General features: G+C 37.4%; 20 protein-coding genes and 2 pseudogenes. 10 read left to right on the top strand and 12 right to left on the bottom strand.

The genetic code is table 11. From position 1 onward, the window contains the following. Window position 1 precedes the first annotated feature (1 nt). Both RCG19_RS12945 and RCG19_RS12940 read left to right on the top strand, forming a co-directional pair. Entirely contained in the window at window positions 2-766 is a 765-nt protein-coding gene (locus RCG19_RS12945; RefSeq protein ID WP_308107470.1) for a hypothetical protein, read from the top strand. Continuing rightward, on the top strand, window positions 744-1,112 hold the full coding sequence (locus RCG19_RS12940; RefSeq protein ID WP_308107469.1) for a DUF6516 family protein: 369 nt from the start codon (window positions 744-746) through the stop codon (window positions 1,110-1,112). The genes RCG19_RS12945 and RCG19_RS12940 overlap by 23 nt, the downstream gene beginning before the upstream one ends. Window positions 1,113-1,475: 363 nt before the next feature. On the opposite strand, the gene RCG19_RS12935 is transcribed toward RCG19_RS12940, so the two are convergent. The 4 genes and pseudogenes from RCG19_RS12935 to RCG19_RS12920 all read right to left on the bottom strand — a co-directional run bounded on the left by RCG19_RS12935 (window position 1,476) and on the right by RCG19_RS12920 (window position 8,070). Beyond that, a complete protein-coding gene (locus tag RCG19_RS12935) occupies window positions 1,476-4,682 on the bottom strand; it encodes a chromosome segregation protein SMC (RefSeq protein WP_308107468.1) in 3,207 nt (1,068 codons plus the stop codon). Beyond that, window positions 4,679-5,362, bottom strand: a complete 684-nt coding sequence (locus RCG19_RS12930) for a hypothetical protein (RefSeq protein ID WP_308110989.1) — start codon at window positions 5,360-5,362, stop codon at window positions 4,679-4,681. The genes RCG19_RS12935 and RCG19_RS12930 overlap by 4 nt, the downstream gene beginning before the upstream one ends. Beyond that, window positions 5,346-6,775: pseudogene (locus RCG19_RS12925) on the bottom strand (hypothetical protein). The gene RCG19_RS12930 and the pseudogene RCG19_RS12925 overlap by 17 nt, the downstream one beginning before the upstream one ends. Continuing rightward, complete coding sequence (locus RCG19_RS12920; RefSeq protein ID WP_308107467.1) at window positions 6,751-8,070, bottom strand: DUF2399 domain-containing protein; 1,320 nt, start codon at window positions 8,068-8,070, stop codon at window positions 6,751-6,753. Before RCG19_RS12920 ends, RCG19_RS12925 begins: the two are co-directional and overlap by 25 nt. A gap of 306 nt (window positions 8,071-8,376) precedes the next feature. On the opposite strand from RCG19_RS12920, the gene RCG19_RS12915 reads away from it, so the two are divergent. The 6 genes from RCG19_RS12915 to RCG19_RS12890 all read left to right on the top strand — a co-directional run bounded on the left by RCG19_RS12915 (window position 8,377) and on the right by RCG19_RS12890 (window position 14,446). After that, entirely contained in the window at window positions 8,377-9,447 is a 1,071-nt protein-coding gene (locus tag RCG19_RS12915; protein ID WP_308107466.1) for a GerAB/ArcD/ProY family transporter, read from the top strand. Then, window positions 9,444-10,913 (top strand): spore germination protein, encoded by a 1,470-nt coding sequence (locus RCG19_RS12910; protein WP_308107465.1) that lies wholly within the window; start codon window positions 9,444-9,446, stop codon window positions 10,911-10,913. Before RCG19_RS12915 ends, RCG19_RS12910 begins: the two co-directional genes overlap by 4 nt. 3 nt (window positions 10,914-10,916) lie before the next feature. Continuing rightward, entirely contained in the window at window positions 10,917-12,032 is a 1,116-nt protein-coding gene (locus RCG19_RS12905) for a Ger(x)C family spore germination protein (protein ID WP_308107464.1), read from the top strand. A gap of 396 nt (window positions 12,033-12,428) precedes the next feature. Beyond that, window positions 12,429-12,908 (top strand): DUF2975 domain-containing protein, encoded by a 480-nt coding sequence (locus RCG19_RS12900; RefSeq protein ID WP_308107463.1) that lies wholly within the window; start codon window positions 12,429-12,431, stop codon window positions 12,906-12,908. Window positions 12,909-12,918: 10 nt separating this feature from the next. Next, complete coding sequence (locus RCG19_RS12895; protein WP_166243626.1) at window positions 12,919-13,125, top strand: helix-turn-helix domain-containing protein; 207 nt, start codon at window positions 12,919-12,921, stop codon at window positions 13,123-13,125. Window positions 13,126-13,198: 73 nt separating this feature from the next. Further along, window positions 13,199-14,446 (top strand): DUF4153 domain-containing protein, encoded by a 1,248-nt coding sequence (locus tag RCG19_RS12890; RefSeq protein WP_308107462.1) that lies wholly within the window; start codon window positions 13,199-13,201, stop codon window positions 14,444-14,446. 179 nt (window positions 14,447-14,625) lie between these two features. Here RCG19_RS12890 and RCG19_RS12885 read toward each other — a convergent pair whose 3' ends face one another. The 6 genes from RCG19_RS12885 to RCG19_RS12860 all read right to left on the bottom strand — a co-directional run bounded on the left by RCG19_RS12885 (window position 14,626) and on the right by RCG19_RS12860 (window position 18,793). Continuing rightward, window positions 14,626-15,162 carry a DUF2812 domain-containing protein gene (locus RCG19_RS12885; RefSeq protein WP_308107461.1) on the bottom strand — a complete coding sequence of 179 codons (537 nt, stop codon included), beginning with the start codon at window positions 15,160-15,162 and terminating at the stop codon, window positions 14,626-14,628. Continuing rightward, window positions 15,159-15,476: a PadR family transcriptional regulator gene (locus RCG19_RS12880; RefSeq protein ID WP_308107460.1), complete on the bottom strand. Its 318-nt coding sequence runs from the start codon at window positions 15,474-15,476 to the stop codon at window positions 15,159-15,161. Before RCG19_RS12880 ends, RCG19_RS12885 begins: the two co-directional genes overlap by 4 nt. 362 nt (window positions 15,477-15,838) lie before the next feature. After that, on the bottom strand, window positions 15,839-16,039 hold the full coding sequence (locus tag RCG19_RS12875; protein ID WP_042463323.1) for a cold-shock protein: 201 nt from the start codon (window positions 16,037-16,039) through the stop codon (window positions 15,839-15,841). A 243-nt stretch (window positions 16,040-16,282) separates the two neighbouring features. Next, window positions 16,283-17,077, bottom strand: coding sequence for a cytochrome c oxidase assembly protein (locus RCG19_RS12870; protein WP_308107459.1), 795 nt, complete (start codon window positions 17,075-17,077; stop codon window positions 16,283-16,285). After that, window positions 17,067-17,570, bottom strand: a complete 504-nt coding sequence (locus RCG19_RS12865; protein ID WP_308107458.1) for a DUF2243 domain-containing protein — start codon at window positions 17,568-17,570, stop codon at window positions 17,067-17,069. Before RCG19_RS12865 ends, RCG19_RS12870 begins: the two co-directional genes overlap by 11 nt. A 200-nt stretch (window positions 17,571-17,770) precedes the next feature. Beyond that, complete coding sequence (locus RCG19_RS12860) at window positions 17,771-18,793, bottom strand: DUF3231 family protein (protein WP_308107457.1); 1,023 nt, start codon at window positions 18,791-18,793, stop codon at window positions 17,771-17,773. Between the two features lie 337 nt (window positions 18,794-19,130). On the opposite strand from RCG19_RS12860, the gene RCG19_RS12855 reads away from it, so the two are divergent. Then, window positions 19,131-20,003, top strand: a complete 873-nt coding sequence (locus tag RCG19_RS12855; RefSeq protein WP_308107456.1) for a TRM11 family SAM-dependent methyltransferase — start codon at window positions 19,131-19,133, stop codon at window positions 20,001-20,003. A 153-nt stretch (window positions 20,004-20,156) separates the two neighbouring features. Here the strand turns inward: RCG19_RS12855 and RCG19_RS12850 are convergent. Further along, window positions 20,157-20,276 (bottom strand): annotated as a pseudogene (locus RCG19_RS12850) (VOC family protein); the annotation flags it as partial. A gap of 176 nt (window positions 20,277-20,452) precedes the next feature. On the opposite strand from RCG19_RS12850, the gene RCG19_RS12845 reads away from it, so the two are divergent. After that, entirely contained in the window at window positions 20,453-21,994 is a 1,542-nt protein-coding gene (locus tag RCG19_RS12845; RefSeq protein WP_308107455.1) for an MDR family MFS transporter, read from the top strand. Between the two features lie 190 nt (window positions 21,995-22,184). On the opposite strand, the gene RCG19_RS12840 is transcribed toward RCG19_RS12845, so the two are convergent. Then, window positions 22,185-23,603 (bottom strand): MDR family MFS transporter, encoded by a 1,419-nt coding sequence (locus tag RCG19_RS12840; RefSeq protein ID WP_308110988.1) that lies wholly within the window; start codon window positions 23,601-23,603, stop codon window positions 22,185-22,187. Window positions 23,604-23,694 lie beyond the last annotated feature (91 nt).

Here is a 23,694-nt window from a genome sequence, read left to right as displayed (position 1 = left end):
AATGCCTATTACAAAAAATGAACAAAGAATCTATGAAGAGAAAATTCAATTACTTAATCAAATGGAAGTGGGGGAATGGGCTGCTACTAGTTTTTCGGATAAGCAATTTCGTCTGATATTAATTAAAACAATGTACAACCTTGTTCAAGATTCTATTAAACCAAAGATGGAATTTTCAGATGAATTACTTCTTGATGATCAAAAGTTTGCTAAATATGCGCTTGAGGAAATCTTGCTGGATATGATGAAGATAGCCACTGATAAGCACAAAGGAAAAGTATTTAAATTTAGGCCTAATAAACTTTCTAAAGATGTTAAAGGCTTTAGCACCGGTCAACTTGCTAATTATTTTAGTGTCAGCACAACAACCATTAATAATTGGATTAATGAAGGTCGCTTTTTATTTGAAAGCGATGGCCAATTTAATACAATATCTCGCAAAACAACTAATGAAAAATTAAAAATTCATCCAAACACTTGGTTTGATGCTCCATCTGGAGTTCGATATCAAGTAAAAGACGTTGTTACAGCCTTCGAAGAAGATGCAATGGAATGGAACAAGCCAAAACAAAATAGTTTTGTTAGTGAGGAAGAACAAATTTACTCCTATCTAAATCATTTTAAAAATAAGTATATGGGGCAGGATTTCCAAACGGTATTCGGGGAAAAGGATTGGGATAATTTAACGGATGAAGAAGAAACAGATGCAGCGATGTGGTCCTTCTTCTTAAAAAGGATAAAACGTGGTAAAGACCCTAGGGATTAAACGGACAAATTTCCCACGGTATGAAAGGCTAGACTTTCGAGATATTATTGAAGAAGTGAATAATATTTATGGTGAATCGCGTGGGCCCAATATTACCGTTCAGGCTAAACTAATCAGGTTTAAACTTTTTTTACCCATCCCTCCCCTAAAATGTATAGAACTTATAGACAATACAACTAATGAGATTATTGAATATTACTATGACTGGCAGGATAGTTCAACAACTTTAATGAAATTTCATGCCCATTATCATCCTGATGAAGCACCCCAGGAGGTTAAACAATTTGATCCATTTCATCTACATGTAAAATATGATGAGAATGATCATGAGGCAAAAAAAACGTGAACCCGATAACGAGTATAAAAGCTTATATAATGTATTAATGTTCATTAAAAGGCATGCATATATTACAAAATACACCACAAAAAGGCCATAAATCATTTATGGTCTTTAAATCATTATTTTGTTAATTACTACCAAGAAACACAAAAGAACATCCTCTTAATCTCCTACATATTCTTTGCCTGCCTCTACTAAAGTTAGATTGACGACGGCTCATTCTTCGGGAAGTCTTTAAATTGGTTACCAAAGCTCTAAATCATCAAAATCATGATGCAACCGGCTGATAACTTCCTTTCCATAAAAAGGTGCTGCTCCCAGCATGTAAAAGCTTTCACACGCTGGGGGCAGCATCTCAGTTGAGCCGTACTACGAATCTTTCTTCACAATCCCTACTATTTTACTAGAAGGAATGGTCGGGTCATGTTGAACAACCAATGCCTTTCCGAAGCGCTTTAGGTAATGTTCTTCGTGCGATTTTGGCGTAAGGATGATCAACTTTCTATTTAATTCTTGTACATATAAGTCAAACACCTTTAATTTACGGTTTTCATCCAAGGCGCTGTCAAATTCATCCAACACAATGAACCCTGGTTTAAAGGATAGGTTTTGTAATAGGGCCAAAGCAAATAATAATGAACTAAGTGATTCTTCTCCCCCTGATACACCTTTACCAACCCTTCCTCCACGTGCCTTTGTACTGACATCCTCCATTGTCCCCCGGTGACCTTCTTTTCTTGCTTTTATGAACAGCTTGAAGTGTGTTCTTCCTCTTTTATCCTCAGAAGAATCCCAATCAACTTCACCTTCAAATTGAAAGTGACTCATATACGACTGAAATCTTCTTCGAATTTCCGTGACTCGCATATTAATGGTTGTTTCTAGCTTGTCCTTTAATTCCTCTGCCCGCTGTCTATCTTGATCGAGTAAAATATTCGTTCGCTTGTATTCATTATCTAATCGTTCAAACTCGAACTTAACGGCTTCATAGTTTTCAGGTGCTGCCGGGTCAATACCAGGTTCCCTTCTAGCCGCGTCAAACATTATTTTTCCGTTTTCACGCTGATTTTTTAAGTTTGTCACGGATGGTATTACGTCAGGAATAGGTTCACTAGCAATATCTGAATACACTTGCGGAACTAGTTCTTTTATTTCTGTTACTTCTTTTATATACTCAACAAGCTGCTGGGCTGTTACATCCTTTTCTTCCTGTTTAGCACTCAGTTGATTGGAGACTCTCTTCAACACCGTATTAGAAGACTCGATTTCCTCAACTAGTTGTTCTTCAATCCGCTTCCGCTTTTTCATCTTACTTTCCAGCTTGTTTTGGTCATCTTCAAGCCCTTCTAAAATAGTAACCTGCTCATCATACTGATCCTTTAACGCGGTGAACTGGGATTGGAGTTTTAGTAGGTGGTCATATTTCCCTTTCATTTTCCCAAGTTCTTCGTAAAAGGCTTCTTCTTCCTTTAAGATACCCTGTTTATCTTGTAGTTGTAGCAAATGGACATGGAGACTCGTCCTTTTACCATCTAGTTCTCCTAACAATGTCTGTATATCTACTAATCTTTTGTTCTCCTCTTCTAATCGCTTGATACGACTCTGACGCGCATAATCCGTTGCCATAAACGCTTCCGCTTCTCTTACATACTGAATAATTCGATTTAATTCTTGTGATTTTTTTGTGTGACTGCCAATGAGTTCATTTAATTGCAACAGCCTGGATTCATTTTTAGCGATGAGCCTCTCCACTTCTTTTCTTCTGGCCAACAATGCTTTCTTACTTAGAAGATATCGCTCTTTTTCCTGTGGTCCACGGATCCCCATCGGATCATGCAAGCTCCCATTCACTATCTTAAATGGACCGTTTTTGAAAAATTGTCCTACCCACCACAGTGCTTTGAGTGCATGCGGAATGTCTTCATCCTTCATACCATCCTTGATTTTCAGATGTAGTTCAGGTAATGCATCTACAGAACGGTCAGGTACCGTCTCCATTAACGGGACGTGGTAAAGATCATTAGGGGGATCGATATGTTTTCCATGGAAAAAGATCGTATACTTAATCGCATTAAATAATCCTTCGTCTTTTAATTGTGCCTGTTCGTCCAATTCTACCAATTCACGAAGTGGATAGGCTTTGATATTTCGCATACGGAGAAAGGCTAATGAATCACTTTGGCGCTTAGATAGATCTCGATTCTCCAGTAAGGAAGCCTGTTCTATTTTCAACTCGTGAAGTTCATTTGATACCTTCAATTTTTCATTTTTAAAGGCGTTAATATCTTCATCTAGTTTAGAAATGGTCATCGATACGTCATGACTACTTTTATATTCTGCTAATCTTTTACTATGCTCTCCAAATAATCTTTCGTCTTCTTCCACTTGATGATCTAATTTTGCGATTTCCATCAGTAAATGACTGCGTGACTGGTCAAGCTGTTTATGCTCGCCTTTTACCTCATCTAATTGGTTGCTTGTGTCACCGATTGCTTTGACCAATCGATCTAATTCTTCCTGCACTTCTTTTTCTGTACGGGTAATTTGGTTCTTTCGCTTTGTTAAGTCTTCAAGTTCTTTTTCTAGCAGAGCGATGGACTGCTTTTTTGCCTGAATTTCATCATTTACTGTTTCAAGTAAATCTTCAGCCTTTTCCAGCTTGCCTTCTAACTCTTCTTTTTCAATTAGCAGCTTGTTCATTTGTTCGATTAACTTTTCTTTCTCTTCTTGCTTCAAGGAGATGGCTTCCTTCGCTTCTTCCATGTCAGCGGAAAGTTCCACCATGATTCCTTCTAAACTATTCAGCTCTTTTTTCAAAGCTGTTTCTAGTAATAAAAGAGATTCTGTATATTCCCTTGCACCACGTTGCAGGCGTTCTTGATTACTTGTAAACCGATCTAAATCAGCCTTTTTGATTTGAAGTTCCAATCTTTTGTTATCCACACTAAACTTAGCTGTTTTAAGAGTTTCCGTTGTTTCCTTAAGTTTTTCAATACTTTCTTCCCATTCGCGCTGAGTTTGATCAATTCCATGCATCTCGCTAAAAATCCGAAACCGTTCTTCGGGATTCATGACGGCAAATTGATTCACCTCTTGCTGATACCAAATAAGATAGTAGGCATCGGGATCAATTTTGTATTTGTAAAGTAGATCTTTCTTATAGGCAGAAAAATTGAATTGACGATCCCCTGATGAATATTTAATGGTTTGCTCCCATTGATCCATTTCCTCACCTGTTGAGATGGAGTACTCTTTTTTGATCGGCTGCCCAGGTTCTTGAACCATTCTTAATGTAAATTGAATGAATGTGGCAGCATCTATTTTCATTTTGCCATTATTTTTAAATACTATAGAAATTTGCGCTTTCCAGGTTTGATCAGGCAATAGATTCCGAGATTTCAACCCTTCTACATCTACTTTTGAAGAATAAAGTACCGCCCCCATGCAATACGTGATCGTTGACTTACCTGATCCATTTGGACCGGTGATCATAATATGTTGATCTATTCCAGATAAATCTATTTGCTCTGGCCGATAATCTCGTATACCTGAAAATGTCATTCTCCAAGGGATCATTCGCCTTCTCCTTTCGGATATAAGTTATATCGTTTAAAGAATTTCAATACTTCTTCTTTGTTCAACTGGTTTGACTGACTGAATTCTGCGGTCCGGCGCAAGAATGAATCAGAAAAAAGATGGACTCCAATAGCCGTAAGTTGAAACGCCCTCTCTGATGAATTCGTTTCGTAATCTTCAATTGCACCGATTTTCTTTAATGGATCTATATTAAGGAGTACTCTTTGGTTTGCTTTTTTCGTTTCGTGCCCAAGTGCCTCTAGTAATTGGTCGAATAGTGTAAATTCATGCTGCAATACCTCTTGCTGGTAAAACATATATAGTAAAATCGCTAGACTTTCCTTTGATAAGGTGTTGCGTGCTGATTGAGCAGGAACCCTCATTAATGCTACAACTTGGTCGCGTTTTTTATCATAAATTAATTGAAAATATCGGCTGATTGCTTGATTAACCCTTGTAATAAAAGAGAAAAACCGGTTGTCTTCAGCTGATAAGCCAAGCTGCTTTTCAACCTCTTTACGGGATAAACCAAAATTTCCGGATCGAATCGAAGCCGATGAAGAGAAGAGAATATTCATAAATGTTAACTCCTCTTCTTGCGTTAATATCCCTCTAATTGACTGCATGACATTTAATGGATTTACATTCATATCTTCTACCGAATCATTCGGATTTTTCATCTCGTTTGACGATGTCTCTCCGTTTAATAATGTCTGATCCATCTCCATCCCTCATCCACTCCCATTTTTTATCGTAAATCATCCGTTCAATGTTTTGTTCACCAGTTGTTATGGTTACTTTTTTATTACTAACTAACGCTGAAATGGCTGTCAGCGCATTTATGGCGTCACTCCACTGATCGGTGGTTGCTTCAATGATCACCTGCTCGAGCGGTGCTTCCTCCTGTTTTTCAAAAAAGCTTCAATAGCTGTTGTATCAATCATGTTCTTCGTCAGAAGCCAGTTTGATTCGCCCATTAAACTCTCCAGCTCATCCTCTGACAATTCCTCTGTTGAATATTCTGTCGCTTCCTCTTCATCAATAATTGGATCAACAGCTGGTTCATATGTCTCTAAATACCTGGTCGCCTCTTCTATTGCATTCGGAGATAAAGGCGCAGCAAACTTAACCGGAATCCATAAGCCATCTAAAGCTTCCTCTTCATATTGATTTTGCTCCATAAAGCTTAACAACTGGTGGGCATTGGGAATATCGGAATTGAGCGGGGGATCAAACATTTTTGAAATGAAGGCTCTGACTTTCTCAGGTTGAATCGTCGAGGTCAACGGTGTTTTTTGCATATTGGTGAACTTAACATACTTATTGATCATTCCTAAACTAAGGTTCGTCCCTTCAGCGAGAACAGCCGTCCCCCTTTTCATTAAATCTGTCAGTACTAAACTGTCTTCCACTGTTTGGAATTGTCTAAATCTCTCCTCTAACTTTACCTCTAATTCCTTCATTAATTGATGAATTAGTTCAAGCTGCGGCAGAGCGTTACGATCCGCAAGCATCTCTAACTCGCGTTCTCTTAAAAGGGCAATCGCATTTTCCACATTCCGAATCATGCTTGCAATTTTATTTCCACCCGAAATTCCATTGTCATCATAAGCTTCACTAATTTCTGCATCACGCCTTGCTTGGAATAATGATCGCCCGATATCATCATTCATATAATAAGCAAGAGAATCGTTAGCAAGGCGGATAAGTGCATCCATCATCCGCTTTCCGACATCCCGCATTTTGATTTTTCTCGTTTGTTTTGAAATCCAATTGTTTTTTACTAAGATATTTATGATTTGTTCAACCCTTTTTTTCGAAGGGGGTTCTGTGTCATCGTAACGATTTCGATAGCGATAATAGACGGTATCTTCATTTTCAATCGGATCATCTAGGCCAAGTGCCTCTTCATTTAAAAGTTGAATGATCCTTAGAAATCTCAAAATTTCTCCTGGCGTTTGAAAGAAGTTTTGCGCTCCTAAATCACTTAGAACTCCTGCTAATGATGAAATATCTTTCATCGACTGCATGATTTCCGGTGCCGATCCTGTTGATTGAAAGATTGAGATTAATCCTGAATCCACTGTTTCCAATGATCTACACCTCCCATCATTTGTTCCTGCTCCATTTTGTTATTTTCTAAAAAATTCATAAGATATTGTTCAAATTGGTACCAATCACAGATTACTTGCTGTTCTGGCAAAATGAACTTTATCGTAAGATCGTTGTGTTTAAAGACTGTTGCGTGGATTTCCTTTGAGATTTGCAGGCCATCCCAATCGTAGTCACACCATATCAATACTTGTTCAATATCGCTATTGTCCAAAATTTGTACAATGGCATTTTTGTGGGCGGAACGTAAATGCCCATCGACACAAATGATGAGAGAATTGGTTTCTTTCAGGAAATGCTCAGTAGCAGACATTCGCGTCAGAATCGCGCGATTTTCGACGAGCCAAAGTGTCTTCGCTTTTGTTTGGTACATTTCATTTGCTATCGATAAGTTTGTTAAGGCATGAACTGGTCCCCACTCATAGGCAGCATATTTCCCGCTCAACTGTCCAGCGAAAAAAACTGGCGTAATTTGACCAAGGCTTGTTAAGCCTAACTCAATGGCAGGAACATTGGTCCACTCTTCTAATTGGTCAATAAACTCTGACTTATAAGAATCAAATTCCTTTGACCCTCCAATTTTTCGATAATAAGCTGCACCGATTTCCTTCCAATCAAATTCCTTCTTGTGAAGACATAATTGACTAAAGGCATGGACAAAGTGTAAATACCTTAACCTGCTGCCCAAATGCCACTTATGTGGAAAAAAGTCCGATGAGCTTAATTCATTCTGGTTAAGCTGATTCATTATTTTTGCTATATTTTGTAATCCAAGCTCTTTTTTATATGAAAATTCACCTGGATGAACTACTTGTGTTGATAGAGTTGCTAGAATGTCGTTCTTCAGTTGAAGAAATTCATGACGAGTTTGATCCATCTTTTGTTTAATCTTTACTTGTTCATATTTGTACAATCGAAATCCCATCCGATAATGGGAAGAACGGACCGTTTTTTCATCCTTTTCAAACCGCACTTCTTTCAAAATCCACCCTTCCTCCAGCCATCTAAAGGTCTGGCGATCGTCATCATTTAGATTCACCTTTTTCCTGGGGGTAAATTTTAAATCATCCAATTTAGGATGGTTTGTCGTTTCTCCTTTTTTATCGTGTTGGATTGAAAATGTTAAAATCCCAAGAATTCGATAGGTCCGCTCTGAACGTTTGATAATCTTTACTTCTAGTAAAAAGTTATCATAATTAGGTTGACCCCACTCCAGCTCCTCGCCGCTTTTAAGAAGAAAATCTTTAATATAGTTATGAAATGACTCTTCTATCATACCGATACCTCATCTATCTTTTTATACTATTATTTTAACAAACTACTTGGATAAAAGTTGGAGGTATCATTAGGTAATTTTCTTGGAGTACATCTCCTATTAAAAATGATGCCTGTCCTCACTGTGCTAAGGCTTTAACGCGCTGTGGACAGGCGCCAATTTAATGTTTTCATTAAAAAATATTCTGATAAGAATTTGAACAATTGCGGGTGGTGACAGGCACTTCTGCCTTTGAGTCGATGGAAATTAGTACATAACCCCTATTTGAATGGGTAAACTAATAAAAAATTTCCATAGGTGGATTGGATGAATCAAAAGGTTATTTATGCTGTTCACATTTATATATTAATGATTATTTCTACAGGTTTCATGGTACATGTTCTCAGTCTTCCTGTTTTATTTTCTGTTGCTAAGAGGGATTCTTGGTTAAGTGTTATCTCTAGTGCCATTCCAGTCACGCTTTGGATTCTTTTAGTTTTTTATCTTTATAAAAAACTAAACCATCACGATTTGATTTCCTTTTTCAAGAATTCCTTTAGTCAATGGGTTTTTGTTATCTTTTCTACCATGTTTTGTAGTTACTTTTTAACAACTGCCTTTATTACCCTTAAATTTACGAGTTATTGGGCAAAAGACAACTACACACTTGATTTTCCTAATTATGTCGTTGTTTTACTGTTTTCGCTCGTTTGCTATTATGCATCAGTAAAAGGGGTGCGGACGATTGCAACGATGGCATTTCTGGTACTCCCCCTTGTCATTCTCTTTGGAATTCTAGTGGGAACGGGAAATATCCCAAATAAAAATTATGAGCAATTATTTCCTTTATTTGAGAATGGCTATAAGGGTTTTTTTAAAGGGATAGCCTATGCCTGTGCAAGTTTCTTTGAGGTTTTCTTTATTCTATTTTTAACCAAAAATCTTACAAATAAGCTAAGGTTAAAATGGCTCATTTTAGTTGGATTATTTCTCATCGGTTTAACCTTTGGCCCTTTAGCAGGAGCTTTAGCCGAATTTGGTTCAGTAGAAACGGAAAAATTAAGGAATCCCGCATATGAGGAATGGAAATTACTAACACTTGGCCAACATATCACTCGCCTTGATTTTCTATCTATTTTCCAGTGGCTTTCCGGTGCATATATCCGAATCAGTTTATCCCTATTTATGGCTGGCAAAGTTCTTTCCTATAAAAAAGAAAAATGGTGGGTACTTCCAATCCTTTACCTCATTTTAATCACGGCAGCATGCCTTCCATTGGATTCCACCACGTTTAATTACCTTTTGAAGAAATTTTATTTTCCTATCAGCTTTTTCTTTCAAATTTTCATCATGCTGTTCCTATTACTATTCACGAAAATAAAAGGTGAGAAGCCATGAATATGCATCAAGCAACAAGTAAAGTGCCCTACATTAACGAATTAAAAAGCTGGTTCGAAGGTTCTTCCGATATTGTCATGACGAAAAGAACGTATAAAGAAAAAGGATCTCCTGTTTCTTTGGAATTTTTGTACTGCTCCAATTTAGTGGATATGAAATATATAAACGAAGTCATTTTTCCCTGCATTCATACAGTAGTGGAAGTGGAAGATGATTTAAATATTGATCAATTAAGAAATTTGATCGAGGTAAGCGGCCTTAAAGATAAAAAGAACGTAAAAACTGAAGTAGAACAGAAGCTGTTTTCTGGCGAATTAATCATTTTTAGTTATAAAATGAACGAGCTTTTTTTTATCCCTGCATCAGCCATTCCAAAGAGGAGTCCAGAAGAGTCAAACTTAGAGCCTTCTGTAAGGGGGCCAAGGGATGGATTTGTAGAAAACATATCAGATAATTTGGCGTTAATTCACCAGAGGTTAAAGACCTCCTCCTTAAAAAGCATAGAATATACGGTTGGGGAAAGAAGCAGAACGAAATTAATCTTGCTTTATATCGATGACATTATGAACCCTTCCATTCTCGAAAACGTAAAAAAACGATTAGAATCCATTAAAATAGATATCGTCGTGAGCAGTTATGAAATTGAAGAGCATCTCTATGACAAAGTATTTTCTATTTTTCCCCTTACCGACTATATTGGGAGGCCGGACTTTGCGGTTCAATCTTTAAATCAAGGAAGATTCGTCGTTCTTGTCGAAGGAAATCCAACTTGCTTAATTGGCCCGACCAATTTTAATCAGATTCTTTACTCGCCTGAGGACGTACATGAAAGCTTTTTCTATACTAGTTTAGTTCGTATCCTAAGACTTACTGCAGTATTTGCCACCGTCTATTTACCAGGATTTTATATTGCGTTAATTACCTATCAAATCGATCAAGTTCCTTATTCTCTTTTAGCCACGATCACCGTTTCTCGACTTGGTCTCCCTTTGCCCGCAGCCGCAGAAGCCCTTATTATGTTAATCCTTTTTGAATTATTTAAAGAGGGAGGGTTGCGACTTCCAAAAGCGGTTGGTCAAACTGTAGCTGTTTTGGGCGGTTTAATCATCGGTGACGCAGCGATTCGTGCAGGATTAACTTCACCAACCATGTTAGTGATTATCGCCATTACGGTCCTCTCAGGATATACACTGATTAATCAAAATTTGGCAGGCAATATCGCGATTCTCCGTTTTATTGTCCTATTATTTTCAGGATTTCTAGGATTGCTTGGCTTCTTTGTTTCTTTCTTTCTCATCACAACATTGGTGGTTTCTTTGGAAAGCTTTGGCGAACCCTATGTTTCCTATCTATCCAAACCCCATAAAATGGATATTATTAAAAATTTTATTATGCTGCCATCCCGATTTCGAAAGAAGAGAAATCAAGCTTATAGTCCAATTGACTCTGATAGTCAAAAGGAGTAACGTATGCAAAAAAAATTATTTCTTTATGTAGGTTGTTTGCTTTTAGCCCTTGCCGGTTGTTCTGGCGTTAAAGAAATTCAATATGAAACGTATATCACGGCTTTGGGACTCGATTATTCCAGAGGTGAATATATCTTGTATACTCAGGCGATGAATTTCTCCAATACCTCTAAACAAGAGGGCGGTTCCGGACTGGAGAAATCTACAACCATTCTAATCGGAAGATCAAAAGGGAAAAGTATCCAGGCAGCACTAAGCAGTTTAGAGCAAAATGCTACTATGCCCCTTTACTATGGGCATGTGAATACCATCCTCTTAAGTAAAAATGTGTTAGAGCAAAAATTGCCATCTGTTATCGATTTTATAGGGCAAAATCCCTATCTTAGATACAATTGCTGGCTTTATGGAACTAACGCAGATATAAAAGAGGTTTTTTCAGGGGAGGGTTTCTTCAATCTTCCATCTTTATTTTCCATCCTGCACCGCCCAGAACCCTTAATTAAAAATAACTTTTTCATGCCTATTGAAAAATACAATCGGTTCATCTCCAAATACAATGAACCGGCAGGCAGCTATATCATCCCCTCTCTTGAAATAAAGAAAGGAAAATTTTTAAAGAATAAAAAACCAATGGATATTGTTACTCTTACTGGCGGATATGCTATTTCACAGCAAAAATACAAAGGATGGGCGAATAAACAAGACCTTGTAGGGTTAAAGTGGTTTTCAAAAGATGCTATTAACATCCCACTCTCATTATTTAAGGAACGTGTGAGTGTAATAATCGAGAATCCTAAAGGGTCCATAAACGTACTAAATGGGAGAAATCCTTCCTATCAATTAAACGTAAAAACCCATGCGGTAATCGTCCATAATGAAGAAAATATTAGTGTAAATAAAATCAAAAAAGAATTAGCACAACAAATAAAAAATCAAATTGTCAAAACGTTGAATAAAGGGGATGAAATGAAGGTTGACCTTCTAAATATAAGTGAAAAACCATATCGATATCACAATAAAACGTGGGATGAAAATACAATCAACCATTTTAAGAAGGAGTTAGTAAAGGACATAAATGTAAAGATACTCATTGATGAAACGATAAATTATAAACGATAACACTTGTTTAAATATTAAACTTCGTTTCACGTAACCAATTCTTTGTTACTAATTAATATTTGGACTCTAAAGGCGTTCTCCTTAAATAGAACGCCCCAGACTGTCGACAAATCCGAAGGATTTCGGGTTTTAAATCGACAGTCTTTTTTGTTTGGCTACATTAAAGTAGTCTGTTGATTTCTGTTCCAGGCGGCTTCGCTTTCCGCGGGCGGTTCGGGGAGCCTCCCCAGCGCTGGGGGTCAGGCACCAGTATCAAGAAGCACGTTAGAATTCTTTCATCATCGCCTCACTAATTTATTAACAACAAAAATATTATAAAAGAGAATAAAAATTTATTGTTTATCAATAAATTACATGTTACTATCTAATAAACAATATGTAAGTGGGGTGCTTTCCATGAAACCTGAAACACTATTTTTAAAATTAGCTGTTGTTCTTATGGGCTTTCCAGTTCTTGCTTTATGCATTTTTTTGGTACCTGAGTTAGGTACTATTGCAACAAAATTGCTTCCAGAGTTTCCCTTGATCAAATACCTCGTTTCTATCGTTTTTGATGCATCGGCGATTCCCTTTTACTTCGCCTTGTATCAGGCTTTTAAACTTTTACGCTATATTGACAAAAATAAAGCTTTCTCGCAACTATCTGTAAATTCTTTGAGGAATATAAAGTTTTGTGCCATCACAATCAGTACCTTGCACGTGCTAGTCTTGCCACTTTTCTATCTCTTTGCGGAGAAAGACGACGCCCCAGGGGTTATCCTTGTCGGATTGGTTGTTCCTTTTGCTTCAATTGTGATTGCAGTTTTTGCAGCTGTTCTTCAAAAGCTATTAAAAAATGCCATCAATATAAAATCAGAAAATGATTTAACGATATGAGGTGAACCCAATGGCGATTATTATCAACATTGATGTGATGTTGGCTAAAAGGAAAATGAGCGTAACGGAACTCTCGGAGAAGGTTGGTATCACGATGGCGAATCTGTCTATATTGAAAAACGGAAAGGCAAAAGCAATTCGATTATCAACTCTAGAGGCAATTTGTAAATCATTAGATTGTCAGCCTGGAGATATTTTAGAATACAAAAGTGACTGATGACAGATACGGGTAATAACTATTGTTGAGGAAAGTAGGATGTATGATGACAAATATTAAAGGAGGTATAACCGTGGATAAGAATAATTTTATTATTGAAAATATAGCTAAACCCCATGAGCTGGAGAGAATGTTTAGATATGACTCCAAAGCCTTTAAAAAGTTATTCTCACACGCATGGGAACAAAATCCTGATTCTCAGGTTCTTGCTGTTTGGTATGAAAGATTGAATTTCAAGGAGACTGCTCAATCAGAAAAAGCCACCTTGCTGCAAAAAGGATTCTTATTTATGGGCATTTTAGCCATTCTGGCCGGAATAAGCGCAAGGATCATATTCCATTTTGTCGAACAACATACAATTGCTCCCATTAACCTGGCCTTCGGGATTCTTCCCTTTATTGGAGCCTATTTTATATATAAAAATAAACCTCAAAAGAAGGTTCTTTACACACTTGCACTGTTGTTCTTAATCTCCGGGTTGTATCTAAATATGCTCCCATTAAGTAATAAAGACAGTATTATTCTTGTTTACTTACACCTTCCCATATTCTTATGGGGATTGATGGGGCTTGCGTTTACGGGAAATGAATATTCAAACAGCAGAACAAGATTAGCTTATCTAAAATTTAATTTGGAATTCTGTATACTCTACGCCAGCATGGCCATTAGCGGCATGCTTTTAGCAGCATTAACAATGCGATTATTTAGTTTTATTGATTTGGATATAGAAGACTTTTATTTTAGAAATGTAGTGTTATTTGGTGCTGCCGCTCTCGCAATTGTGACTACCTACCTGGTGTCTATGAATCTTAAACTTGCTAAGAATATTACACCATATATAGCTAAAATTTTTAGTCCTCTTGTCCTGATCACATTGGTAGTCTATCTTATAACGGTTGTTTCAGTCGGAAAAAATCCATTCTTGGACAGAAATTTCCTGATAGCCTTTAATGGCATACTCCTTGGTGTCTTAGCCGTTACCATATTCTCGATTACCGAAAGCGGCACTGACGATAAAAAGAACATTTCCGATTATATAAATTTCGCCCTAATTGTTCTTGCTCTTATCATTGACAGTGTGGCATTGTCAGCCATAGTGTTCAGACTTTCTTCTTACGGGATTACACCAAACAGACTTGCTGTTTTAGGTGTAAACATTCTTATCTGGGGAAATCTTATTTGGATTATGGTCTCCTATATGCGTTTTCTACAAAACAAGACTGGACCTTCCCCCATCCAAAATGCGGTTGCGAAGTATTTGCCAGTCTACGGACTTTGGGCAGCTATCATTACATTTACTTTTCCTTTCATTTTTAATTAGAAAGCTATATTCATGTAACGGATGTGGATCTTTCATATAAAGGCCAAGAATGAACAAGTCTTATTCATAACTTGTTCATTCTTGGTTTTTTATGTCTCTAAAAAACTAATTGACTAATAAAACGGTTCACCCTACCTCATTTAAATGAGAACTTTTTACACCTACGAGGTCCCTATCATTCATTCAAAAAACTGCTGATTTTTCTTTAATTCTCTTTTCCGCCGAATTATTTTTATAATCGGAACTGCTATGAGGAATGCAGCCGCTATGTTTAGAACACCAATAGCTTGGTTAAAGAACACCGTCTTTGATTGATTAAAAAAACTTACATTTGAAATACCCAGCCATGCATTTACGAAAAAGAGTAAGAGAAAGATATTCAACATGCGCTGATAATAGGCTATTTTTGATTTTGAGTCTGTATATATTTCAAACGGTCCTTCTGTAGCTGCTTTTTTCATGTACACCCAGCCGCCAAATTCATTAATAACGGTAATACCACTATCTTTAAGGAAATCCAAGTAATCCTTCTTTTCATTAGTAGACATTCCACTAAGAAATTCATTGCGGTAAATACATGCACCCGGTTCTCCTTTTGTAAACGTGAACCGGCCCAATGAAAACTTATTTAGGTGCCATCCCTGCAAGGCCATTTCATTAATCCACTTTTCTTCCTTTTCATAATCTAAATAAAAGCGATACATGACTTTCTTCACAGTCGGCTCTCCCCTTTCGTAATTAGCAACCCGTTATGATACAACTCATACATTCGCTTCATTTCATTTTCAACCATTATCTTCCCGGCATCCGTTATCACATATTCTTTTTTTCGTCCATCCTCATCTAAAGGAATAATCCATTTTCGCTTCACTAATGTTTTGATCGCTCCATAAATAGTCCCAGGTCCCAGCTCAACACGACCGTTACTCAGTTCGGAAACAAATTGCATAATTCCATATCCATGTCTTGGCTCATACAGAGATAAAAGAATGTAATAAACCCCTTCTGTCAAAAGCACTTTCTCATCCATTATTACACCACCTATCGTCATCCGATATATCGTCTGTTGATATATAATATATCAACAGACGATATATCTGTCAATGATATAAATCGCAAAAAAAGCCATCATAAAAAGCATTATCCCGTTTGGAATAATGCTCACAGCTGAGGATGGCTCAATAATTACAATCTTATACAGTTTCCCTACAAATGGTCTTTATAATTTTTATTCAAAGATAATTAGGATAATTTTTGATTATATGATACACTTTATTTACCATTTAATTTACTTGTTCGCTTGTGCCCTACTCATTCGTGAGTGGGGCTCCTGTTTTTTCAACAAGAAAAAAACAGACTCTATGAAGAGCCTGCCTTATTTTGTGCTTAATATTAAGCTTTACGAACGTTAGCTGCTTGAGCTCCACGTTGACCTTGCTCAACGTCAAAAGTAACTGTTTGACCTTCGTCTAAAGATTTGAAACCTTCGCCTTGGATTGCTGAGAAATGAACGAATACGTCTTCTCCGCCTTCACGCTCGATGAATCCGAATCCTTTTTCTGCGTTAAACCATTTTACTTTACCTTGTTCCATTTTGTTTCCTCCTGCTGTGTGCTTTGCACACAATGTGTTACTATCCTTGCACTCAGTGATCATCAAGACGAAAAGTTAATCTTATACTATCCTTTACACCGAACAAAAATAATTCTTCTAAAGTTTAACAGTTTATTAAAGTATTTGCAAGAAAACATAAACACAACCATTTTTACAGGGAATCTCTTATCAGAATATCATTCACAAAAAAATGACGTAAAGGAGTTCGGTTGATTTTAATCGTTATGTACTGACAGTTTTCATAATCTTCGATTTTGACCTTTTAGACCTATACCATTGCAAGCAAAAAATAAATATAACAAAGGTATCAATAACATCTCCCCCATAATACATTAGCATGGCTCCCATTTCTGCTTGCTTTACAGGAACATCTAATGGCGGGTTAGCGTAAATGTATTTTGATAATATTCCGTGACTTGCTAAAGCAATTACTAAGACAATCGCGCGGTACATAAATGGAGTTCTATGTGGTGTTGGGTCAATAGAAATCATTGATACTGTAAAGAGGTAGCCTGCAATGAAAACGTGCAGGTGCATGAACAAATAAAGAAAAATGTTCTGATGCATCAAAGAATATAAATGCGTAGTATAAAGTATCCATAAACCTCCCATGTTAACCGCTGAAGCAACAAAGGGTTCACTAAGAAAGCGAAAAGGAAAACTCTTTAGAACCACTGAAAAGTGCCGTCCAATCCTCACATTGACTGTACGGAGAAAAAGGGTCATTGGTGCAGAAAGGACCAGAAGAAGTGGAGCAAGCATCCCAAGAAGGACATGCACTAACATATGGGCTGTAAAATCAGTATGAGCGTGTTTGGCTATAGGTCCAATCACAGCTGCTGCCATACAGAGAACACCGAGAATCCAAAAAATAGTTCGATATACCGACCAGCGTTTGAAATGTCGGCTAGATAAGAAAGTAGCAAAAAAGTAAACAAGCAATAACAGTGCAAACCATACAAAAAGGGAATGTTCATAGGGGTTTTTTATCACGGTATGGATGTGCTCATTGTGCATTAGTAGCTACCTTTATCTGTTTTAGTTCCTTTTGTGTTCTAATAATTAGTATAATGCCCATTATGACCATAACAGTGGCGATTATATTCCAGGTTATGTCATACATAAGCACATTTTCCACATAACGAATCTGATGGATTCTCATAAGTTTGTGCTGGATTGTGCCATCATATAACTGGAATCCCCCACCCCCAAGAAACATTCCACCTATCCACCTTTTTGACCAAAATCCCTTTCTGCGTCTTAGATCTGCTAGAAGGAATAATCCCCCGATGGTTGCAAACCAACTAAAGGCATGAAACAGACCATCTGAGACTAAACCAATATTCAATGTACTCTTGTCATAAAAATGGTGCCAATGTAAAATTTGATGAAAAACCGTTTCGTCCAAAAAAGCAACAACCCCTAGCCCGAACAAAAAACCTGACCATACATTTCGGGCTAAGAATGCAGAACGAAATGAATTATCCGAATAAGTGATTTTATCGGCCATTATTTTTTCCGCCATTCTTCTCTTTTTATCAATCCGTTTATATATCTTCCATAAAACTTTATCCCAAAAAAATAAACTTTATACCACTTCTGTTGTTCAAGATTTTCAGATTTACATGCACCTTTTCAAACTATATAAGAGATAATTCAATTGATAAAAAAAATCCTTACTGTTAAACACAGAAGGACTTTACCTACGATTTACAATTGATTCCTATTTCTTATTAATTCATCTCTATCGGATGCCATTGGAGGCTGTTCCAACCATCCGTTCTTTATCATGATATTAGCTCCATCTTCAGAAAACATTTGGACTTCTAAGGATAGTCTGTTATACATTGCACTAAGATCACCTCTAGGACTTTGACTAACAGCTGTACCATAATAGCCAACGCTAAGAGCATTCAGCCCACTTGTAAAGAACATCATCAGTTTATCAGAAAAGGTATGGGAAGTACTATTTGTTATTTCTGAATCCCATCCCATAGGTGCTGGAAGTTTACTTTCCTCAAGCTTACCTCTAAATAATCTAATATGTTTATTCCCAATTTCTAAACCTTTTAAAAAGAATTGTTTTACGTCCTTATCCTTTGCAACCTGACTGAATCCCGTAAGTGTAGCTACTCCCAAAGCATTTCTTTGCATATTCGCAAATAAATTACCGACTTCTTCAGCAACTAAGGGCCTTTTTTCTCCAAACACATCTAACATAAACCATTGTTTTTTTACAAATTCAACCTTCTCTAAATTAGGCAGCCCTGGAGATCTGATAAGCAATCCTTTAGACAATAATAAATCCGTTGACTTATCATATAATTTCATGGTTTCTGTAAGACAATCCATGTAATAGGCTTTAATATCACTTCTTACAGATGTTCCAACACTACCAGCATACGTTGTAAGCCCAACCCTAGACATATGGTTTATAAAATTTAGGACAAAACTGTCGGAATAAAGTCTAGGAGCAGATAAATCCACATCCTCTTTAATAGTAAAACCATGCGGAACTACATTTTCTTCCTCTGTCAGAATGGCAGTAATCTTTTGAATATGTGACTTTGATAATTCTAAAGAAAATTCAATTATAGGCTTAATTTCACTATCCTCAACTTTTTCCAGAAAAAATGTCAGGATACATATGCTAGAACTATCATTTAGGTACTGAAGCCAAAGTTGACCAATTTCACCCGCTGTTAGCCTAATCTGTTTTTCCTTTTCTTCCATGAGTAGCCTCCAAAAAAAGTTATCCTAAAAAATACCTTCCCCAGAAATCACCCATAGTATGTATGAGGTTCCCTAATACCCCACCACGTAATATTAAATCTTGTAAATGAGTTTATGAAACATTCTTTGCAGGTGATTATTTCTCCTTCTTAAACGTTTTTTTATAATGCCTCATTTCTTGGTATAATAGATAAATGTTAATGATAACTTTTGAGGTGAAGACAAAATAGATAAATTACTGATTGATCCCGCCATAAATTTAACTCCACAAAATGAAACGACCTATATATATACGTTTGCCTGCTCTGAGGATGAACGCTCTTTATGTGCGCTGGAAATGCGTTCATTATTCGGCAAGACGTCCCCATCTAATGTCTTGGAAACCTTCGTAAAAATGGATCCAAGTCGAAGCCCTTTTATTAAAGAAAGAATGAGTGTGATATATGATGCGGAATGTCTGGATGATCTTTATCAGCAGGTGGAAACATTACAACTAAACGGGGCAACCTTTAAAGTCACTTATGTGAAAAATAATGGTCAGATGAAAAGTGAAAATGAGGGATTCGAGCGACGGCGTGCCATTGAACGAGAGATGGGATTACACATCAACGGATTAGCAGACCTTCGTCACCCTGACCAGTCTTTTGGCATCATGCATGTAAACAGAAAATGGGTATTTGGGGAGTATCTGAAAAGCGAATCGGTTTGGTTCCGACATCAAAAGAAGCCAAATGGATACTCCACTGCCCTTAGCACACGTGTTGCCAGGGCGGTGGTGAATATCGCTATCCCCAATCCAACCGGGATTAAAGCCATTGATCCTTGCTGCGGAATTGGCACCGTCCTAGTTGAAGCCCGATCAATGGGGATTGATATAGTTGGGAGCGACAGAAATCAGCTAATCATCCCCGGAGCACGGGAAAACATGGCACACTTTGGTCTTACAGGAGAAATAAACGTTGCGGATATTCATGACATAACTAGCCATTATGATGTAGCCATTATTGATTTACCTTATAATTTGTGTTCGGTCATCACCCCGGAAGAGCAGCTGGAAATGCTTCAAAGTGCACGTGGGTTTGCAGAAAAGGTAGTCGTGGTGACCGTTGAGCCCGTCGATGAAATCCTCTTAAAAGCAGGTTTTTCGATTATTGACCGCGGTGTCGCTAAAAAAGGATTATTTAGTAGAGAAGTGATTGTTTGCCATTAACCTGTGTCCTCTTATGGCAATATCTTATATGAATGAAAAAAGAGCCTACCTATACAAGACGCGCATAAAGTCTTGCCTATTTTTGGCTCTTTATTTTTATACCTTTGTTGTATTACACGTCGTTAGCTCAAAATCTAGAAGATTGGAAATTCGCTATTTCTCCCACAGCTCAATCAGTCGACCTTCAGGATCTTTTATCCAAATAAACTTTCCAAATTCACTATTCTCTTCTTTCTTTTCAATAGGTACGCCCATTTGTTCAAGATGGTTAACTCCCATCTGTTAGTTTTTTCCTTTTTTAGCCATATTACTTCTTTCAATTACTACCTTCAACAACCAGGTGCATAATCCTTCTTGAATATATGCCTTTATTATGTTTAAAGTTCATATTCAGTTCATAAACAATTTGTATAATCCGTTTATCAATTGTTGAAAGGTCGAGATATAGAATGGAAAGTATTACAAAGTATAAAGAACCCGCTTTAGCTGATAAGAGCAATAAAATTCTGGTGATGCTGGGTTTAATCATTGGACTGATTTTTTCCGAGTTGGATGAAACCGTTGTGAATACAGCCATGCCGACAATCATTCGTGATTTAGGCGGATTAGCTATGTATGGATGGGTCGGAGGTGTGTATATGTTAACCATGTCTGCCTTCATGCCCATTTTGGGGAAATTAGCGGATTTAATGGGCCGAAAAAAAATATATTTAATGAGTATGGCCTTTTTCATAGGTGGATCTATTGTCTGCGGATTATCACAATCGATGACTCTTCTCCTTATTGGACGCGGGATTCAAGGTTTGGGGGCTGGAGGCTTAATGCCGCTTGCTATGACCATTTCAAGTGATCTATTTCCCGTTGAGCAGCGGGCAAAAGTACAAGGATTTATGGGGCCGATTATGTTCATTCCCATGTTATTAGGGCCATTAATGGGGGGATATTTTGTCGATCAGGTAAGTTGGCATTGGATTTTCTTTGTTAATATTCCTGTAGGAATCATTGCTGCACTTCTTCTGGCAAGTGGATTACGTGAGACGGCAATCAAGAAACAAGTGGTGATAGATTGGGGTGGGGCATTTTTATTAGTAGCTTCTATTGTCTCCTTGCTGATCACCCCCGTTCTTGTTGAAAATAATGGTTACACATGGGGATCACCGGTCATTATTGGTCTGCTTTGCATGGGTGCCGTTTTAATTGGACTTTTTATTTGGGTCGAGACAAAGGTAAAAGAACCCATTGTTCCATTGCATTTATTTAAAAACCGCAACATCCTTGTATTATCATTAATTGTCTTTACTGTAGGAATCGGCTTAATGGGCTCCTTTTCCTCCTTCCCCTATTTTGCACAAAACGTGCTGGGACTTACTCCAACAGAGGCTGGCTACTTGACATTGCCAATGATGGTAGGAGCAGTTGGGTCGGCTATGCTTAGTGGATTTCTACTAACAAAAGTACGCTACCGGGAACTATTTGGAATTGCCTTTATCATGCCAATGATCGGATTCTACTTATTTTCTCATATGAGCATTGATACAACTATTGTTCAAATTATTATTTTCTTATTCATAACAGGTCTTGGGTTAGGCGTTTTATTTGGAGGGGATAACCTCATTGTTCAGGAGTCTGTCGAAAAGGAACATAAAGGAATTGCCCTTGCGACGGTTCCGTTATTCCAAACTATAGGTGCTACAGTAGGAGTTAGTCTTTTTGGAAATTTGTTATCATCCACGCTGACATCCAAATTGCAAAGCTTAGGTGATAAACTCCCTGAAAGTATGGCAGCAAATATGAAAAGTTTAGCTGCTGCGGGGGTTCCTCACGGGTTACCGGCAGGGATATTAACACAAATTAAAACCTTATACATTGAATCATTTCAGCATATATACATGTATTCGTTTGTCATTGCGATCCTTGCGTTTATCTTGAGTTGGTTTTTGAAAAAAGAAGTACTGTCCACGAAGTCTGATGAAGAAAATTTCGTAGAGTAGTCGTGTTGGTAAATGGTAGAGGAGTTAAGCCTGAAAAATTAGTAAACAATTAGATGTAGGCACACTGCAGTGAGGAAACAATATGACTCCGACCAAAGTAATATAGAAAACACCATGATGGTGTTTTCTATTTTTAATACAGTTCTATGAGATTCCTCCCCAGATCTATTTTTAAGTGAGGCCTGGAAGGTTAATTATTTGTAGCTTTCCTTTTATTCGTTAAAAACAAGGCAGGAATAAACATAACCCCAATCACAATAACTGAAATGAGAAAACCAACTTGATAACCATGAAGGATAGTTGGAATCGTTGGTTTCAACCCCGATACGACTGTGGCCACGACAGTAGCTAAAGCCGCTGAACCAAAACTCGAGCCGACATTTTGAATAATTCGACTACCGATACTGGCTTGTGGAATTTGTTCTTGTTGAAGCCCCGTATATACATCACTCATTAAAGGCATCGTAATACCCCCAACCCCGATTCCACGAATAACTAAAACAATGGCGATCAGAACAAAATTTGTTTTTTCATCAATAAAGATAAATGGAATCGAACCAACTAGTGAAACGGTTAGACTCACAATTACAACTAACTTTGCACCAAGCTTATCAATCAGTTTCCCAATAATCGGCCTTGCAATAAGCATTCCTACCCCTTGTGGAATCATAGCGAGTGAAGCTTCAATTAGTGTAAAACCTCTTATATTCTGGAAGAACAGCGGAAGCAAAAGCATCGGACCATTTGTGGCTAAACCGGCTAAAAACATCCCAATAATGGCTGCAGAAAAACTTCTATGCTTAAAAAGATTGAGTGGCATGACTGTTTTGTTATTTCTTTTCACATTATAAATGGCATAGGCGATAGTCGTTACTAACCCAATACCCACATACCAATAGGTTTGGTGGTTATGAAAACTAGCAAAGTGGGCAGCTCGTGTAATCCCAAATATCATAGATGAACTCATAATCGCCAAGAGGATAATTCCTACCCAATCAATTTTGCTGTCTGAATTAAATGGTTCAAAATCATCAAGGCGTTTGGAAACTAGATACAATGCGATTAAACCAAACGGTATATTGATGAAGAAAATCCAACGCCATGACGTTAATTGAATGATAAACCCGCCGATAACAGGCCCTAACAGTGGACCAAGAATAATAGGCGTTCCAATCACCGCCATCAATCGGCCAAGCTTATCGGGACCAGCGACTTTCATCAATAAAGTAGTCATTAATGGAATAATGATCCCCGCACTGACCCCTTGTAATAGGCGAAAAGCTATTAAACTCTCAATATTCCAACTTATTCCCGCAAGTACACTGGAAAGAATAAAGCCAAGCTCTGCATATAGTAATACTTTTTTTCCGTTAAACTTATCCATAAGCCAGCCTGACACCGGCACTGCTACAGCAAGTGCTAGCATATAACCTGTAATTACCCATTGTATAATCTCGAGTGATGTATGAAAATCCAGCCCTAATTTGTTAATTCCAATATTGACCATGGTCGTGTCAAGCATTGGTGCGATGGCCGCCATCGCGATTGCCCATGCTGCGCTGGTTACTTCTTTTGGAAGCTTTTCTTGTTTTTCCTTTTTCATCGCAATCCCTCCCCCTTTAGATACAAGGTGTATCTTAAATACTACAAGTAGTAATATACAACAAAATTTGTTAAAATACAAATAAAATACATGTTGT

Source organism: Neobacillus sp. OS1-2 (assembly GCF_030915505.1).
Taxonomy (GTDB): Bacteria; Bacillota; Bacilli; order Bacillales; family Cytobacillaceae; genus Neobacillus.
The sequence above is the reverse complement of the archived record's forward strand: the minus strand, read 5'-3'. Positions and strand labels throughout refer to the sequence as shown.